The sequence below is a fragment of the Tepidimonas taiwanensis genome (assembly GCF_020162115.1).
Classification (GTDB): Bacteria; Pseudomonadota; Gammaproteobacteria; order Burkholderiales; family Burkholderiaceae_C; genus Tepidimonas; species Tepidimonas taiwanensis.
Genome location: NZ_CP083911.1, coordinates 423,347 through 438,751, shown reverse-complemented (window position 1 = coordinate 438,751; position 15,405 = coordinate 423,347). Strand labels below are relative to the sequence as shown.

Genomic DNA, 15,405 nt, shown 5'->3' with positions numbered 1-15,405 from the left:
CGCACCCGTCGAACGACCGTTCGCCCGCTACACAGCCCATGACTTACTGCGTCGCCGTCAAACTCCAGGCCGGCATGGTCTTTCTGTCGGACTCGCGCACCCACGCCGGGATCGACCAGATCAGCACCTTCCGCAAGATGATCGTCTACGAGAACCCGGGCGACCGCTTCATGGTGCTGCTGTCGGCGGGCAACCTGAGCATCTCGCAGTCGATCCGCGAGCTGCTGCAGACCGAGCAACTGCACGACCCCGAGGGCGGCGAACCGATCACGATCTGGAACGCGCGCAGCATGTTCGACGCCGCGCGTGTGCTCGGCTCGGCCGTGCGCCACGTCTACGAGCGCGACGGCGAGGCGCTGCGCCGCTCCGGCATCGAATTCAACGCCAGCCTCATCTTCGGCGGACAGATCCGCGGCGAGGGCATGCGGCTCTTTCAGGTCTATTCGCCCGGCAACTTCATCGAGGCGACCGCCGAGACGCCGTTTTTTCAGATCGGCGAGAGCAAGTACGGCAAGCCCGTGCTCGACCGCTTGCTTACACCGGAGACGCCGCTGGCCGAGGCCACCAAATGCCTGCTGATCTCGATGGACTCGACGCTGAAGTCCAACCTGTCGGTCGGGCTGCCGCTGGATCTCGCGGTTTACGAGGTGGACCGCTTCAGCAGCGACCAGGTGGTGTGCATCGACGAGCACAACGCGTATTTCCACGCGTTGCGCGGCGCCTGGAGTGCCAAGCTGCGCGAAGCGTTCGACCAGCTCCCCGCGCCGGAGTGGAGCATCGCCGGTGAACTCGCGGCACCCAGCCCCCGACACCGGGCGCTGCGCAAGATCACCCACCCGCGTGACCGCCTGATCTGAACCGATGCGCACATCTTCCACCCAACCGTGCATCGTCTTTTCGCACGGCAACAGCTTTCCGTTGGGCACCTACGGTGTCCTCCTCGACGCGTTGCGCGGGGCCGGCTACCGGGTCATCGGCGTGGACAAGTTCGGCCACGACCCGCGCTACCCGGTCACCAGCAATTGGCCGCACCTGGTGCAGCAGCTCGCCGATTTCGTCTCCTCGCACGTCGGCCCCGAGGACACACCGCTTTTTCTCGTCGGCCATTCGCTCGGCGGGTTCCTGAGCCTCATGTGCGCGGCGCGCCACCCGGTGCTCGCCGGCCAGCCGGTGCGCGGTGTGGTGATGCTCGACTCGCCCGTGCTGGGGGGCTGGAAGGCACGGGCGCTGGCCGCCGCGAAACACACGCGCTTGATCGGCGCCGTCTCGCCCGGCCAGATCAGCCGCAAGCGCCGCAACCGCTGGGCCAGCGCCGCCGAAGCGCTGGAGCATTTCCGCCACAAGCGGGCGTTCGCCCGCTGGGACCCGCGTGTGCTCGCCGACTACATCGCCCACGGCACGCACGACGTCGTCACGCCCGAGGGGGTGCAGCGCGTGCTGACCTTCGACCGCGACATCGAGACCGCGATCTACAACACGCTGCCACACCACCTCGACCGCTTCCTGCGCCGGCACCCGCTGCAGTGCCCGGTCGCGTTCGTCGGCGGCACGCAGTCCGAGGAGATGCGCCGCGTCGGCCTGACGATGACGCACAAACTCTGCGGGCGTGAGCCGTCCCCACGGCTGCAGTTTATCGACGGCACGCACCTGTTCCCGATGGAGCGCCCCGAGGAGACCGCCAACGCCATCGACCGCGCGCTGCGGCACTTCGTGCCACGCCCCTGAGCGGCCCGGGAACTGAGCACGGAGCCGGGGTAGCACGCGCTCGGCGCCCGCACACCCGACCGGCCGGGACGATCACCGTCGCGCGGTGGCTGGCATCACGGCGTCCACTGCACCCAGCCCAACGCCCCGCTCAGGAGCACCAGCCCGCCGAACGCAATGCGATACCACGCAAACGGCACGAACGTGTGCGTCGCGACGTAGCGCAGCAGCCACTTGACACACACCCACGCCGCAACGAACGACGTGACCAACCCCACCGCGAACAGCGGCACGTCGGTGGCCGCGAGCAGCGCGCGGTGCTTGTACAGGTCGTACGCGGCGGCACCGAACAGCATCGGAATCGCCAGAAAAAAACTGAACTCGGTGGCCGCGCGGCGCGACAGCCCCAGCGCCATGCCGCCGATGATCGTCGCACCGGAGCGGCTCACCCCCGGCACCAGCGCCGCGCACTGGATCAGGCCCACGCCCAGCGCGTCGCGCCACGTCAGGTGCTCCACGTCGGCCACGCGCGGCGCACCCCGGCGCGCCCGCCAGGCCTCCACCCACAGCATCAGGACGCCGCCGACGATGAAGCCGGCGGCCACGACCCATGCGTTGAACAGCAGCGCCTTGATCGGCCCGATAAACAAAAAGCCCGCCACCGCCGCCGGCGCAAAGCCCAGCAGCACGTGCGCGGTGAAGCGCTGCGCCGCCGGCTCGCGCGGCAGGCCCTTGAGCGTGCCGATCAACCGCTGCCAGTACAGACCCACGATCGCCAGGATCGCCCCGGTCTGGATCACGACCTCGAACACCTTGATCGTCTCGCCGTGCAACCCCAACAGGGTCGCGGCCAGGATCAGGTGACCGGTGGAGGAAACCGGCAGAAACTCGGTCAGCCCCTCGACCACCCCGAGCAGGGCAGCCTTCAGCAACAGTGTGACATCCATGCGTGGCGCGTCTGGCGGCAAAGGTGCGAGTGTAGCCGCTGCCCGGGCCGGCGCGGCATCGCGTCACCGCGCCGGCGGGGCGCAGCCGAGGTCTTCGGGGTACAGGAGGCACTGAAGGATCACGTCACCACGCACACGGACCGCGGGGCCGCGGCGGTGTTCCCTCCTCCCCAGCCGCCCCGCGGCCGCGGTGCCCCTTTCAGCGCCCGTCGCGCCAGCGGTCGCCACGGTGGCCGTCGTCACGCCAGCCGTGCGCGTGCCAGCCGCCGTGATGGTGCCAGCGGTGCTTGTGGGCGTGGTGGCGGTGGCCTGGCGGGCCGTACACGCCGTACGCGACACCGTACGGCGGCGCGACGATCACGGCCGGCGGCGCCACGTACACCGGCGCCGGCGCCACCACGACGCGCGGGGCCGGCATCACCACCACCGGCACCGTGTTGCCGATGCGCACGCTCACGCCCGGCTGGTGCACGCCGACGGACCAGAACACGTCCGTCGCGTGCGCCACGCCGGCCAGCGCCAGCGACGCCAACGCCGCAGCAGCGGAGCGGATCGCGGGTGTCCGGGAGCGGGGCGATGAATGCAGCATGGAAAGCCTCCTTCGACGGGAATCCAATACCGCCGCATTGAACCACGCGCCGCACGCGCGGGCGGTTGCCGGCTTGTGACGGCTGTAAGCAGTCGTAACCAGGCGCTCCCCCGTCGCCACCGCAGGCAACCCGGCGCATCGGGCGATCGGCCCGCGGGCCGCCACCGGCCATCGCGGGCAGGGTTGGACAGGGGCGCGCCCTACAATCGGCGCCATGAGCGAACACGCCCCGACGCCCCCCGGCGGGACCCACACCGCCAGCCATTTTCTGCGCCAGATCATCGAACGCGACCTGCTGCAGGGCCGCCTGCACGGTCGCCGCTGGGCCGGCACGCCCGGTGACGGCACGCACCACGCCCGCGGCAACCCGGACCCGGCCAAGGTGCGCCTGCGTTTCCCGCCCGAGCCCAATGGTTACCTGCACGTCGGGCACGCCAAGAGCATCTGGATCAACTTCGGCCTCGCGCGGGACTACGGGGGCGTGTGCCACATGCGCTTCGACGACACCAACCCCGAGAAGGAGGAGCAGGAGTACGTCGACGCCATCCTGGACGCGGTGCGCTGGCTGGGCTGGAGCTGGGACGCCTTCGGCACCCGCCACCTGTACTACGCCAGCAACTATTTCGACTTCATGTACCGCGCGGCCGAATACCTGATCGAGACCGGCCACGCGTACGTCGACGAGCAGACGCCTGAGCAGATGCGCGCCAACCGCGGCACGCTCACCGAGCCCGGCGTCGACAGCCCGTTCCGCCACCGGCCGGTCGAAGAGAGCCTGGCGCGCTTTCGTGAAATGCGAGCGGGCCGGCATCCGGACGGCGCGATGGTGCTGCGCGCCAAGATCGACATGGCCTCGCCCAACATCAACCTGCGTGACCCGGCCATCTACCGCATCAAGCACGCCACGCACCACAACACCGGCAACGCTTGGTGCATCTACCCCATGTACACCTTCGCGCACCCGATCGAGGACGCGCTGGAAAATATCACCCACAGCATCTGCACGCTGGAGTTCGAGGACCAGCGGCCGTTCTACGACTGGCTGCTCGAGCGCATCGTGCCCATCCTGCGCGCGCCGCAGTTCGAGCGCGCCAAGCAGCTGATCGAGCGCCTCGAGCAACAGGGCGTCGAAGCGGGCAAGGAGTTCGCCCTGCACTGCCACAACCACGCGCACAAGCTCGGCCCCAACACCGAGCCCGAGCGGCAGATGCGCGCGCTGTTTCAGCGCTGGGAGCACGACCGCGATGCCGTGCTGCACGACCTGCCGGCGTTCTTCGCGCTGCTCAAGGCGAATGCGCACCAGTTCACGCCGCTGCTGGCCGCCAGCCTCGACGCGTACGAGGCCGAGATCTTCCAGCTGCCGCACCAGTACGAGTTCGCGCGCCTGAACCTGACCTACGTCGTCACCAGCAAGCGCAAGCTCAAGCAACTGGTGGACGAAGGGATCGTGCGCGGCTGGGACGACCCGCGCATGCCCACCATCGTCGGCCTGCGCCGCCGCGGCTACACGCCGGAGGCGATCCGGCTGTTCTGCGAGCGCACCGGCGTCAGCAAGGCCAACGGCTGGATCGACTACGGCGTGCTGGAGGGCGCGCTGCGCGACGACCTGGAAGGCAAGGCCGCGCGTGCGATGGCGGTGCTCGACCCCATCAAGCTCAGGCTCACCAACTGGGCCGAGGTGTTCGGCCGCGCCGATCACCGCGAACCCTGCTCCGCCCCGGTGCATCCGCAGCGGCCCGAACTCGGGCAGCGGCGGTTCAGCCTCGGCCCGGAACTGTGGATCGAGCGCGAGGACTTCCAGGAGCAGCCGCCCAAGGGCTACTTCCGGCTCTTCCCCGGCAACAAGGTGCGCCTGAAATACGGCTACGTGATCGAGTGCACCGGGTGCGAGAAAGACGCCGACGGCCGCGTCACCGCGGTGCTGGCCACCGTCGTGCCGGACACCAAGAGCGGCACCCCCGGCGCAGACGCGGTCAAGGTCAAGGGCACGATCACCTGGGTCGGGGTGCACGAGGCCGTCCCGGCCGAAATCCGCCTCTACGACCGGCTGTTTGCCGACGCGCACCCGGACGCGGGCGGCAAGGACTTCAAGGCCGCGCTCAACCCCGACAGCCTGCACACCGTCACCGGCTACGTCGAGCCGTCATTGGCGGGCGTGGCGGCCGACGAGCGCTTCCAGTTCGAGCGCCACGGCTATTTCGTCACCGACCGGCTCGACCACACGACGCAACGCCCGGTGTTCAACCGCATCGTGGGCTTGAAGGATCGCTGGACCAAATGAGCGTGCCCCCGCCCCGGCCGGGCGGTGGGCGGCGACGAACGGTATCCGGGCAGCCTACCGGGCGCCGCGTCCGCGCCCGCTCGTGGGGTACTGCCCCGCTCAGCGCGTCTTGCGCGGCGGGCGGGCCGGTGTGGGGCCGCCCGTGCGCGGCTCCAGGTGGCGGAACGTGATCCGCCCCTTGCTCAAGTCGTAGGGCGACAGCTCCAGCGACACGCGGTCGCCGGCCAGGATGCGGATGTGGTGCTTGCGCATCTTGCCGCCGGTGTAGGCGACGAGCGAGTGACCGTTCTCCAGCGTCACGCGGTAGCGCGAATCGGGCAGGATTTCGTCCACGGTCCCGCGCATTTCGATCAATTCTTCTTTGGCCATGCGATTTCCTCGAGGGGGCGGTCGTCCGCGAGCCGAACGACAGCCTGACTGCCGACGGGCGGTCGGCGTGTGATGGAGGCTTACCGAGAGAGCGCTGAGTCAGTGGACAGGCCGATGCTGCCAATACGCAGCGCTGCCATCGCGGTGCTGGGGCGACCGCCAACCGAAAACAACGACCCACGCGGGGGAAAGCGCCATCGCGGGGTGATGGCACTGTAGCACAGTATCGGCGCCACGCCGGCGGCGGGCACGGTGGCCGCCCCCCCTGCGCCGGCGCGCAGACGGCCGCGGGGCGGCCCAGGTGCCGGGACGACGCCCTGCCCCGCGCGCCGGCGACGCCACTCAGGCCCGCGTCAGCGGCACATAGACCTCGCCGCCAGCCTGCCGGAAGGCGTCGGACTGCGCCTGCATGCCGACCGCGATCGCCTGCTCGGCCGCCAACCCCTGCCGTGCGGCGTAGTCGCGCACCTCCTGCGTGATCTGCATGCTGCAGAACTTCGGCCCGCACATGCTGCAAAAGTGCGCCACCTTGGCCGACGCCTTGGGCAGCGTCTCGTCGTGGAAGGCCCGTGCTTTGTCCGGATCGAGCCCGAGGTTGAACTGGTCCTCCCAGCGGAACTCGAAGCGCGCCTTGGACAGCGCGTTGTCGCGGATCTGCGCGCCCGGGTGCCCCTTGGCCAGATCCGCCGCGTGCGCCGCGAGCTTGTAGGTGATGATCCCCTCTTTCACATCGTCCTTGTTGGGCAGGCCCAGGTGCTCTTTGGGCGTAACGTAGCACAGCATGGCCGTGCCGTACCAGCCGATTTGCGCCGCGCCGATGGCGCTGGTGATGTGGTCGTAGCCGGGGGCGATGTCCGTGGTCAAGGGCCCCAGCGTATAGAACGGGGCCTCGTGGCACCAGTCCAGCTCGTGCCGCATGTTGTCGCGGATGAGCTGCATCGGGACGTGCCCCGGCCCCTCGATCATCACCTGCACATCATGCCGCCACGCGATCTGCGTCAGCTCGCCCAGCGTGCGCAGCTCCGCCAGTTGCGCCGCGTCGTTGGCGTCGTAGATGGAGCCCGGCCGCAGCCCGTCGCCGAGGCTGAACGCCACGTCGTAGGCCTTGAAGATCTCGCAAATCTCCTCGAAATGCGTGTAGAGGAAGTTTTCCTGGTGGTGGGCGAGGCACCACTTGGCCATGATCGAGCCGCCGCGCGAGACGATGCCGGTGAGCCGCTCGGCCGTCAGCGGCACATACGCCAGCCGCACGCCCGCGTGGATGGTCATGTAGTCCACGCCCTGCTCGGCCTGCTCGATGATCGTGTCGCGGAACAGCTCCCACGTCAGCTCCTCGGCCTTGCCGCCGACCTTTTCCAGCGCCTGATAAATCGGCACGGTGCCAATGGGCACGGGCGAATTGCGCACGATCCACTCGCGCGTCTCGTGGATGTGGCGTCCGGTGGAGAGGTCCATCACCGTGTCCGCGCCCCAGCGGATGGCCCAGGTGAGCTTGTCCACCTCGTCCTGGATGGACGAGGCGAGCGCGCTGTTGCCGATGTTGGCGTTGACCTTGGTCAGGAAATGGCGGCCGATGATCATCGGCTCGCTCTCCGGGTGGTTGATGTTCGCCGGCAGGATGGCGCGCCCGCGCGCGATTTCCTGCCGCACGAACTCGGGCGTGATCTCCGGCGGGATCTGCGCGCCGAACGCCTGACCGGGGTGCTGGCGCGCAAGGATGCGCGCCCAGCGCTCGCCCTGCGGACCGGCGGCGCGCAGCGACTCGAGGTAGGCGCGGCGGTTGTTGTTCTCGCGGATGGCGACGAACTCCATCTCCGGCGTGACGATGCCGCGGCGTGCGTAGTGCAGCTGCGTCACGTTGGCCCCGGCTTTGGCACGGCGCGGCTGGCGCTGCAGGCCGGGGAAGCGCAGCGCATCCAGGGCCGGGTCGGCCGCGCGCTGGCGGCCGTAGGCCGACGTGGGCCCTGGCAGCCCCTCGGTGTCGCCGCGCTCGGCGATCCAGCCCGCGCGCAGCGCGGGCAGCCCGGCGCGGATGTCGATGCGCGCCGCCGGGTCGGTGTACGGCCCCGACGTGTCATATACAAAGATCGGCGGATTGGGCTCCGGCCCCTGCGGGGTGGGGGTGTCGTGCTGGCGGATTTCGCGCATCGGCACGCGGATGTCCGGGCGCGAGCCGGTCACATACACCTTGCGCGAGCCCGGCAGCGGGGCGACGGCGGCGGCGTCCACCTGTGCGGCGGCGGCGACGAAAGACGGATCGGGGGCGTTCATGGGCAGGGCTCCTTCGGTCGTGGATGGGTGGCTCCGAAGGCGCCCCTGCCGGGTGGATGCAGTTGTCACCCCGTGGGGCTGGGACCGACAGCATCCCCGCTGCGGTGGACCTGGCTCTTCTTCCGCCGGTGTGAACCGGATCAAGTTCGCGGGTTCGGCCGACGGCCATCTCAGCCCACCACCACGGTGGACACCCCGGAGCGCGTTCACATTCTACGCACGAGCGCCGACATCAGTTGAATCGCGATGGCATTTTTGCCCCGGTCTTTGGCGCGGTACATCAACTGGTCGGCCGCTTGCATCAAACGGTCCGGCTGTTGCGCCCCTCGAAACAATACACCGCCGATGCTCAGTGACACCGTCACCACACCGCCGTGCCACGCGATGGGCTGCGACAGGCGCTCGCGCAACTGGCTGCCGACGCGCTGCACCGTACGACGCGCGGAGTAGAGATCGGTACCCAGATCCGTGAGCAGCGCCAAAAACTCGTCGCCGCCAAGCCGCCCCAACGGATCGCTCGAGCGCACCACCGCGCGCATGCGCTGCGCCAGCTCCTGCAACACCCGATCCCCCGCGGCATGCCCGAGCGTGTCGTTGACGCGCTTGAAGTCATCCACATCGATGAAGAGCAGTGCCGCCCAATCGGGCTCGCGCGCCAGGCGCAGCAACGCCTGTTCCACCCGGTCGAGCAACAGCCGGCGGTTGGGCAACCCCGTCAACGGATCATAAAAGGCCAACGCATTGAGTTCGGTGATGTCGCGCACGACGACGACATACCGGTCACGCCCGGCTTTGCGCGCGACCGACATCTCGAACCAGTGCACGCCGTCGGCCAGCTTGATCCGGTAGCGGTGGCCGCGCGCCGCGCCGTGCTCGCGTGCCTGGTCGAGGGCCTGGTGCGTGATCCGGACGACCTCCGGCGGCAACAGGTCCACGTCCCGGCGGCCGACGATGCGCTCGGCCGGCACGGCCAGCAGCTCCGGCTGGGGCGCGTGCACGCCGTGAAACACCCCGTCGCCGTCGATCTCGAACATCAGGTCCGGCAGCGCGCGCAGCGTCGCGTCCAGCTCGGCGCGCACGTCGCGCAACGACTGTTCGACGCGGCGACGCGCCGTGACGTCCGTTGCCACGCCCACATAGCCGTGAAAATGTCCCTGCTCGTCCAACCGCGGCACGCCGCTGATGCTGAACCAGCGCTGACGCCCGCGGTCCGTCCGCCACGCGAGCTCGACCCCGCGAAACGGCTGACACTGCCACAGCAGCCGCTCGTGGCGGCGCCGACGGCGCTCGTCGAGCACCAGCGCCGGGCACTCCCACGGCCGGTAGCCGATCAGCGCCGGCAAAGGCGGCAGCCGCCGCCCCTCGGCCAAAGGCTCCGCGCGCACGATGCGAAACTCGGCGTCCATCGCCCAGCGCCAGTCGGCCACCTGCGCCAACAATGCTTCGGCCAGCGCGCCGTCGCCGCCCAACCGCTCACCGGCGGCCACCCGCCTTTCCGCGCAAACGCTTTCCATCGTCGCCCCACGCCTTGCCCGCCTTAAACTGATAACGATACTCCACCCAAAAATTCCACACAATCCCCCAAAAAGATGAGCAGCGCCCCGATTGGGGCGCTGCTCAACGGGTTGGGCACGCGACTGACGCGGGCGGGGCCGGAGCCAATCCTGCGCGTCACGCGTCCGGTGTCGGCTGGGGTGGTGCCGGGCTGCTCACGGCCGCAGGTCGTAGCGGTCGGCGTTCATGACCTTGACCCAGGCGGCGACGAAGTCGCGCACGAACTTCTCGCGGTTGTCGTCCTGTGCGTACACCTCGGCGTACGCGCGCAGGATGCTGTTGGAACCGAACACCAAGTCCACGCGGGTCGCGGTCCAGCGCGGGGTGCCGCTGGCGCGCTCGACGATCGCGTAGCGGTTGCGCCCCGTGGGTTGCCACGTGTAGGCCATGTCAGTGAGGTTGACAAAAAAGTCGTTGCTGAGCACCCCGACGCGGTCGGTGAACACCCCGTCGCGCGAGCCGCCGTGGTTGGCCCCGAGCACCCGCAGGCCACCCACCAGCACGGTCATCTCCACGGCGGTCAGACCCAGCAGGTGCGCGCGGTCCAGCAACAGCTCCTCCGGCGCCACCGTCACGCCCGGCGCGAGCCAGTTGCGGAATCCGTCGGCCTTCGGCTCCAGCCAGCGGAAGGAGTCCACGTCGGTCCACGCCTGCGTGGCGTCGCCGCGCCCTGGGGCAAACGGCACGTCGATCGCCACGCCCGCGGCGCGTGCGGCCTCTTCCACCGCCATGCTGCCGGCGAGCACGATGACGTCGGCCACGCTCGCGCCGGTCTGCGCCGCGATGCGCTCGTAGATGGGCAGGATGCGCGCCAGGCGCTCGGGCTCGTTGGCGGGCCAATCCTTTTGCGGCGCGAGGCGGATGCGCGCGCCGTTGGCACCGCCGCGGAAGTCCGTGTGGCGGAAGGTGCGGGCGCTGTCCCACGCGGTGGCCACACGGTCGGCGATGCTCAAGCCCGCCGCGGCAATGGCCGCGCGAACGGCCGCCACGTCATAGTCCGTGCGGCCCGCCGGTACGGGATCCTGCCAAATCAAGTCTTCGGTGGGCGCCTCCGGGCCGATGTAGCGCGTGCGCGGCCCGAGGTCGCGGTGCGTGAGCTTGAACCAGGCGCGCGCAAAGATCTCGGAGAAATACGCGTGGTCTTTCGCAAAGCGCTCGGCAATGGGCCGGTAGATCGGATCGACCTTGAGCGCCATGTCGGCGTCGGTCATGATGATGCGGTGGTCGCGCCGCGTCGGGTCTTCGACATCGGGCGGCGTGTGCTCGGGGCGCAGGCCGATCGGCTCCCACTGCCACGCGCCGGCCGGGCTCTTGCGCAGCTCCCACTCGTAGCCGAACAGCATTTCGAAATAGCCGTTGTCCCAGCGCGTGGGGTTCGATGTCCACGCCCCCTCCAGGCCGCTCGTGACGGTGTCGCGGCCTATGCCGCGCGTCGTGTGGTTCATCCACCCGAGGCCCTGCTCTTCCAGCTCGGCACCTTCCGGCGCCGGGCCGAGGTGGGCCGCGTTGCCATTGCCGTGCGCCTTGCCCACCGTGTGGCCGCCGGCGGTCAGCGCCACCGTCTCCTCATCGTTCATGCCCATGCGGGCAAACGTCTCGCGCATGTGCGCCGCGGTGCGCAGCGGGTCGGGCTGGCCGTTGACGCCCTCCGGGTTCACGTAGATCAACCCCATCTGCACCGCGGCCAGCGGGTTGCGCAGCGTGCTCGCGTCGTCCACACGCTCGTAGCGGGCGTCGCTCGGGGCGAGCCACGTCTGCTCCGGCCCCCAGTCGACATCCTTCTCCGGATGCCAGATGTCCTCACGCCCGAACGAGAAGCCATACGTCTTCAGGCCCATCGACTCGTACGCGACATTGCCAGCGAGGATCATCAGGTCCGCCCAGCTGATCTTGTTGCCGTACTTCTTTTTGATCGGCCACAGCAGCCGCCGCGCCTTGTCGAGGTTGGCGTTGTCGGGCCACGAATTCAGCGGCGCAAAACGCTGGTTGCCGGTGTTGGCCCCGCCGCGCCCGTCCGCCACGCGGTACGAGCCTGCCGCGTGCCATGCCATGCGGATCATCAAACCGCCGTAGTGCCCCCAGTCGGCCGGCCACCACGGCTGGCTGTCGGTCATCAGCGCACGCAGGTCGCGCTTGAGTGCCTCGACGTCCAGCGTCCGCACCGCCTGCCGGTAGTCGAAGCCGGGCAGCGGTTGGGTCTTTGTGTCGTGCTGATGCAGGATGTCAAGGTTGAGCGCCTTGGGCCACCAGACGGGTTGGGCGCCTGCCGTCGTGGCGGCGCCGTGCATCACGGGACAGCGGGCTTCGGGGGTGTGGGGGGCGTTCATTGCGTGACTCCTTTGATAGACATCATTGATCGACGTTGATTCATCGATCGACACAAGTCTAGGGCCGCGCGAACCCGTTTGGGGTCACTTTTGCCAATCGCGGGGATAGGCTATCGCGGCGTTCGCCACCCTCGACACCCTGACCCCGCGAGACGATGGATCCGGCACGAGGAAGTTTTGCGCTGCCCCGCGGCGTTCTATACCTGTGAGGAGTCCGGACGAAATCGCGCCGGCGCGACAGGAGCGCCGCCCAACCACGAGCGCACGCGGCCATGGCGGCACCCGGGCGCCGGGGCCGAAAAACAGGCGCTTGTGCCACCCCTGTCGGTTGGGCCACTTGCCGCTATGATGGCAGCGGGCATCCCCCGGGCCGGATTCCCGCGGCCGGATGGCGCTGGATCATCGCCCGCGGGACTGACGCCGCAACCACCGGAGAATGGCAATGCAGTGGCTGGTGCTGGGTCTGATCGTGTTTCTGGGCGTGCACTCGGTGCGCATCGTGGCCGAGGACTGGCGGCAGCAGACGATCGAGCGCGTCGGCCCGGCGGCATGGAAGGCCGGGGTGTCGCTGCTGTCGGCGCTCGGCCTCGTGCTGATCGTCTGGGGCTATGCGCAAGCGCGGTTGACGCCAGTCGTGCTGTGGACGCCGCCGCTGGGCATGCGGCACGCGGCATCGCTGCTGACGCTGATCGCCTTCGTGTTGCTGGTGGCGGCGTACGTGCCGGGCAACGCGATCAAGGCGCGGCTCGGCCACCCGATGGTGCTGTCCGTCAAGCTGTGGGCGTTCGCGCACCTGCTCGCCAACGGCACGCTGGCGGACGTGCTGCTCTTTGGAGGGTTTCTCGTGTGGGCGGTGTTCGACTACCGCTCCGCGCGGCGCCGGCCGTCACCCACGGCGACCGGGGCGGACGGCGTGGACGAGGCAGACGTCGACGAAGCGGCAACCGAGCCGCGCGCGGGGCGGCTGAGCGCGACCGTGGCGGCGGTGGTGGTGGGCGTGGCCGCCTGGGCGGTGTTTGCGTTCTGGGCGCACGGTGCGTGGATCGGCGTGCGGCCGTTCGGTTAAGCGCCACCGCGGCGGCGCACCATCGTGGCCGCACCGGTGGCGGCCAACGCAGCCCCGGTGGCAGCGACGAAGACCGCCCCCAGCCCCCAGCGGTGGCTGACCCAGCCGCCCAGGGCACCCGCGACCAAACCGGAGCACCCGTAGCCGATCAGCGAGTACAGCGCCTGCCCGCGCGCCCGCAGCCGCCCCGGAAAATGCCGCTGGATCAGCGCAATGCATACCGTGTGGTGGGCGGCGAAGCCGATCGCGTGCACGGCTTGTGCCAGCACCAGCGCCCACAGCCACTGCGCGGCCCAGGCCGTCGCGGCCATGCGCGCCACCGTCAGGGCCGACGCCAGCACCAGCCACTGCCCCAGCGACAGCCGCGGCAGCCAGCGCCCCTGGCCGTAGAACCACACGATTTCCACCACCACGGCGGTGGCCCACAGCGCGCCGATCACGCCCTTGCCATAGCCCAGCGCGTCCAGGTACAGCGAGAAATAGATGTAGAGGAACACGTGCGCCAGCACGTGCCAGAACATCGAGACGAAAAACCACGCCACCACCGGCTGGCGCAGCACCGGGGCGATGCGCGCGGGCCCCTCGTGCGCGGCGTGCGGGGCCTCGCGCCAGCGGGGCATCGCCCACACGGCCCACACGACGAGCACCAGCGTCGCGTTGGCCCAAAACGGAAAACTGCCAAGCCCCGCGCGCTCGAACCACGCACCGGCGGCCAGCACCGTCACCAGGAACCCCAGTGACCCCCACAGGCGCACGCGCCCGTAGCGGCGGGCGTCGAACGTGCCGGCGGCGCCCATCGCGTGCGCGAGCACCGTCTCGGACAGCGGCATCATCGCGCTGGTGTGCGTGAACAACAGGAACAACACCAGCGGCAACCAAACCGCAGCCGGCTGCCACCACAGCCCCAGCGACAGCACCAGCGCCGCCTGCGCGCACACGCGCAGCCAGCGCACCGGGTCACCGGTGCGGTCGCTGAGCCACCCCCACAGGTAGGGGGCGAACACCCGCGTGGCCGACTGCAGCGACGTCAACAGCCCGATGGCCCACACGCCGTAGCCAAGCTCCTGCAGCCACAGTGGCAGGTACGGGTTGAAAAAGCCGATGTGCGCGAAATAGCCCGCCGACAGGGCCGCGAACGGCCACAGCGCGCGCGGCGCATCGGCCGGGGCCGACGCCGTCATGGGGTGTCGTGGCCGCCACCCACCTGGGCTGGCACCGGCCCCGGCGTCACGTGCACGTCCCCGCACTGCGCGCGGTGGCGCAGCGCGTGGTCCATCAGCACGAGCGCGAGCAGCGCTTCCACGATCGGCACGGCGCGGATGCCCACGCACGGGTCGTGCCGCCCTTTGGTGACGACTTCGGTCGGCGCGCCGGCGGTGTCGATGGACGGCCGCGGCACGAGGATGGAACTCGTCGGCTTGATGGCCAGCGTCACCACGATGTCCTGCCCGGTGCTGATGCCGCCCAAGATCCCGCCCGCGTGGTTGGAGAGAAACCCCTGCGGGGTGATCGCGTCGCCGTGCTCGCTGCCGCGCTGCGTCACGCACGCGAAGCCGTCGCCGATCTCGACCCCCTTGACGGCGTTGAGCCCCATCATCGCGTGCGCGATGTCGGCGTCGAGCCGGTCGTAGATCGGCGCGCCCCACCCGACCGGCACGCCCTGCGCGACGACGCGCAGCTTGGCCCCGACCGAGTCACCGGCCTTGCGGATTTCGGTCAGGTACGCCTCCAGCGCCGACACGTCCGCCGTCGGCGCGAAAAACGGGTTGGTATCGACCCAGTCCCACGACTCGAACGGCACGGCCACTGTGCCGATCTGCAGCAGGGCACCGCGCACGACCGTCCCGTGGCGCTCGCGCAGCCATTTGCGCGCCACCGCACCGGCAGCGACGGTGGGTGCGGTCAGGCGCGCCGACGAGCGCCCGCCCCCGCGCGGGTCGCGAATGCCGTATTTGTGCCAGTAGGTGTAGTCCGCGTGCCCGGGGCGGAAGGTCTGCGCAATGTCGCCGTAGTCCTTGCTGCGCTGGTCGGTGTTGGCAATCAGCAGCGCGATCGGCGCGCCGGTGGTGCGGCCCTCGTAGACGCCGCTGAGAATTTGCACCCGGTCGGCCTCCTGCCGCTGGGTGACGAATTTGCTGCTGCCCGGGCGGCGGCGGTCCAGCTCGGGCTGGATGTCGGCCTCGGACAGCGGCAGCCCCGGTGGACAGCCGTCGATCACGCAGCCAATGGCCGGCCCGTGCGACTCGCCAAAGTTGGTGACGCGAAACAGGGTGCCCAGGGTGTTGCCGCTCATGCCC

Annotated in this window: 12 protein-coding genes and 1 riboswitch; of the genes, 4 read left to right on the top strand and 8 right to left on the bottom strand. The window is 69.8% G+C overall.

Going from position 1 to position 15,405, the window contains the following annotated elements:
• Positions 1 to 38 precede the first annotated feature (38 nt).
• Positions 39 to 857 carry a proteasome-type protease gene (locus LCC91_RS02040; RefSeq protein WP_043701361.1) on the top strand — a complete coding sequence of 273 codons (819 nt, stop codon included), beginning with the start codon at positions 39 to 41 and terminating at the stop codon, positions 855 to 857.
• A gap of 4 nt (positions 858 to 861) precedes the next feature.
• Positions 862 to 1,725 (top strand): alpha/beta hydrolase, encoded by an 864-nt coding sequence (locus LCC91_RS02035; RefSeq protein WP_043701359.1) that lies wholly within the window; start codon positions 862 to 864, stop codon positions 1,723 to 1,725.
• 95 nt (positions 1,726 to 1,820) lie between these two features.
• On the opposite strand, the gene LCC91_RS02030 is transcribed toward LCC91_RS02035, so the two are convergent.
• Both LCC91_RS02030 and LCC91_RS02025 read right to left on the bottom strand, forming a co-directional pair.
• Complete coding sequence (locus tag LCC91_RS02030) at positions 1,821 to 2,651, bottom strand: undecaprenyl-diphosphate phosphatase (protein WP_043701357.1); 831 nt, start codon at positions 2,649 to 2,651, stop codon at positions 1,821 to 1,823.
• A 199-nt stretch (positions 2,652 to 2,850) separates the two neighbouring features.
• A complete protein-coding gene (locus LCC91_RS02025; protein ID WP_143897487.1) occupies positions 2,851 to 3,240 on the bottom strand; it encodes a hypothetical protein in 390 nt (129 codons plus the stop codon).
• A 214-nt stretch (positions 3,241 to 3,454) separates the two neighbouring features.
• Between LCC91_RS02025 and LCC91_RS02020 the strand changes: the two genes are divergently transcribed.
• Positions 3,455 to 5,521 carry a glutamine--tRNA ligase gene (locus tag LCC91_RS02020; RefSeq protein ID WP_143897489.1) on the top strand — a complete coding sequence of 689 codons (2,067 nt, stop codon included), beginning with the start codon at positions 3,455 to 3,457 and terminating at the stop codon, positions 5,519 to 5,521.
• 99 nt (positions 5,522 to 5,620) lie between these two features.
• On the opposite strand, the gene infA is transcribed toward LCC91_RS02020, so the two are convergent.
• From infA to katG, 4 genes are all read right to left on the bottom strand, one after another.
• A complete protein-coding gene (infA, locus tag LCC91_RS02015) occupies positions 5,621 to 5,890 on the bottom strand; it encodes a translation initiation factor IF-1 (protein ID WP_143897491.1) in 270 nt (89 codons plus the stop codon).
• A 342-nt stretch (positions 5,891 to 6,232) separates the two neighbouring features.
• A complete protein-coding gene (gene thiC, locus LCC91_RS02010) occupies positions 6,233 to 8,161 on the bottom strand; it encodes a phosphomethylpyrimidine synthase ThiC (RefSeq protein ID WP_043701350.1) in 1,929 nt (642 codons plus the stop codon).
• Positions 8,162 to 8,261: 100 nt separating this feature from the next.
• Positions 8,262 to 8,369: riboswitch (TPP riboswitch) on the bottom strand.
• Positions 8,368 to 9,675 carry a diguanylate cyclase domain-containing protein gene (locus LCC91_RS02005; protein ID WP_143897492.1) on the bottom strand — a complete coding sequence of 436 codons (1,308 nt, stop codon included), beginning with the start codon at positions 9,673 to 9,675 and terminating at the stop codon, positions 8,368 to 8,370. (Overlaps the previous riboswitch by 2 nt.)
• 195 nt (positions 9,676 to 9,870) lie before the next feature.
• On the bottom strand, positions 9,871 to 12,042 hold the full coding sequence (gene katG / locus LCC91_RS02000; protein ID WP_043701347.1) for a catalase/peroxidase HPI: 2,172 nt from the start codon (positions 12,040 to 12,042) through the stop codon (positions 9,871 to 9,873).
• A 442-nt stretch (positions 12,043 to 12,484) separates the two neighbouring features.
• Here katG and LCC91_RS01995 point away from each other — a divergent pair, with 442 nt between their 5' ends.
• Positions 12,485 to 13,108, top strand: coding sequence for an NnrU family protein (locus LCC91_RS01995; RefSeq protein WP_043701511.1), 624 nt, complete (start codon positions 12,485 to 12,487; stop codon positions 13,106 to 13,108).
• Here LCC91_RS01995 and LCC91_RS01990 read toward each other — a convergent pair.
• Together LCC91_RS01990 and aroC are read right to left on the bottom strand one after the other, a co-directional pair.
• A complete protein-coding gene (locus LCC91_RS01990) occupies positions 13,105 to 14,289 on the bottom strand; it encodes an MFS transporter (protein WP_043701345.1) in 1,185 nt (394 codons plus the stop codon). The two genes, LCC91_RS01995 and LCC91_RS01990, sit on opposite strands and share 4 nt — an antisense overlap.
• Positions 14,286 to 15,401, bottom strand: a complete 1,116-nt coding sequence (gene aroC / locus LCC91_RS01985; RefSeq protein WP_143897495.1) for a chorismate synthase — start codon at positions 15,399 to 15,401, stop codon at positions 14,286 to 14,288. Before aroC ends, LCC91_RS01990 begins: the two co-directional genes overlap by 4 nt.
• Positions 15,402 to 15,405: the final 4 nt, after the last annotated feature.

What these genes read in the sequence shown, in the direction of transcription:
- LCC91_RS02040 (WP_043701361.1), top strand. Translation starts at nt 39, where the DNA reads ATGACTTACTGCGTCGCCGTCAAACTCCAGGCCGGCATGGTCTTTCTG.
- LCC91_RS02035 (WP_043701359.1), top strand. Translation starts at nt 862, where the DNA reads ATGCGCACATCTTCCACCCAACCGTGCATCGTCTTTTCGCACGGCAAC.
- LCC91_RS02030 (WP_043701357.1), bottom strand. Translation starts at nt 2,651, where the DNA reads ATGGATGTCACACTGTTGCTGAAGGCTGCCCTGCTCGGGGTGGTCGAG.
- LCC91_RS02025 (WP_143897487.1), bottom strand. Translation starts at nt 3,240, where the DNA reads ATGCTGCATTCATCGCCCCGCTCCCGGACACCCGCGATCCGCTCCGCT.
- LCC91_RS02020 (WP_143897489.1), top strand. Translation starts at nt 3,455, where the DNA reads ATGAGCGAACACGCCCCGACGCCCCCCGGCGGGACCCACACCGCCAGC.
- infA (WP_143897491.1), bottom strand. Translation starts at nt 5,890, where the DNA reads ATGGCCAAAGAAGAATTGATCGAAATGCGCGGGACCGTGGACGAAATC.
- thiC (WP_043701350.1), bottom strand. Translation starts at nt 8,161, where the DNA reads ATGAACGCCCCCGATCCGTCTTTCGTCGCCGCCGCCGCACAGGTGGAC.
- LCC91_RS02005 (WP_143897492.1), bottom strand. Translation starts at nt 9,675, where the DNA reads ATGGAAAGCGTTTGCGCGGAAAGGCGGGTGGCCGCCGGTGAGCGGTTG.
- katG (WP_043701347.1), bottom strand. Translation starts at nt 12,042, where the DNA reads ATGAACGCCCCCCACACCCCCGAAGCCCGCTGTCCCGTGATGCACGGC.
- LCC91_RS01995 (WP_043701511.1), top strand. Translation starts at nt 12,485, where the DNA reads ATGCAGTGGCTGGTGCTGGGTCTGATCGTGTTTCTGGGCGTGCACTCG.
- LCC91_RS01990 (WP_043701345.1), bottom strand. Translation starts at nt 14,289, where the DNA reads ATGACGGCGTCGGCCCCGGCCGATGCGCCGCGCGCGCTGTGGCCGTTC.
- aroC (WP_143897495.1), bottom strand. Translation starts at nt 15,401, where the DNA reads ATGAGCGGCAACACCCTGGGCACCCTGTTTCGCGTCACCAACTTTGGC.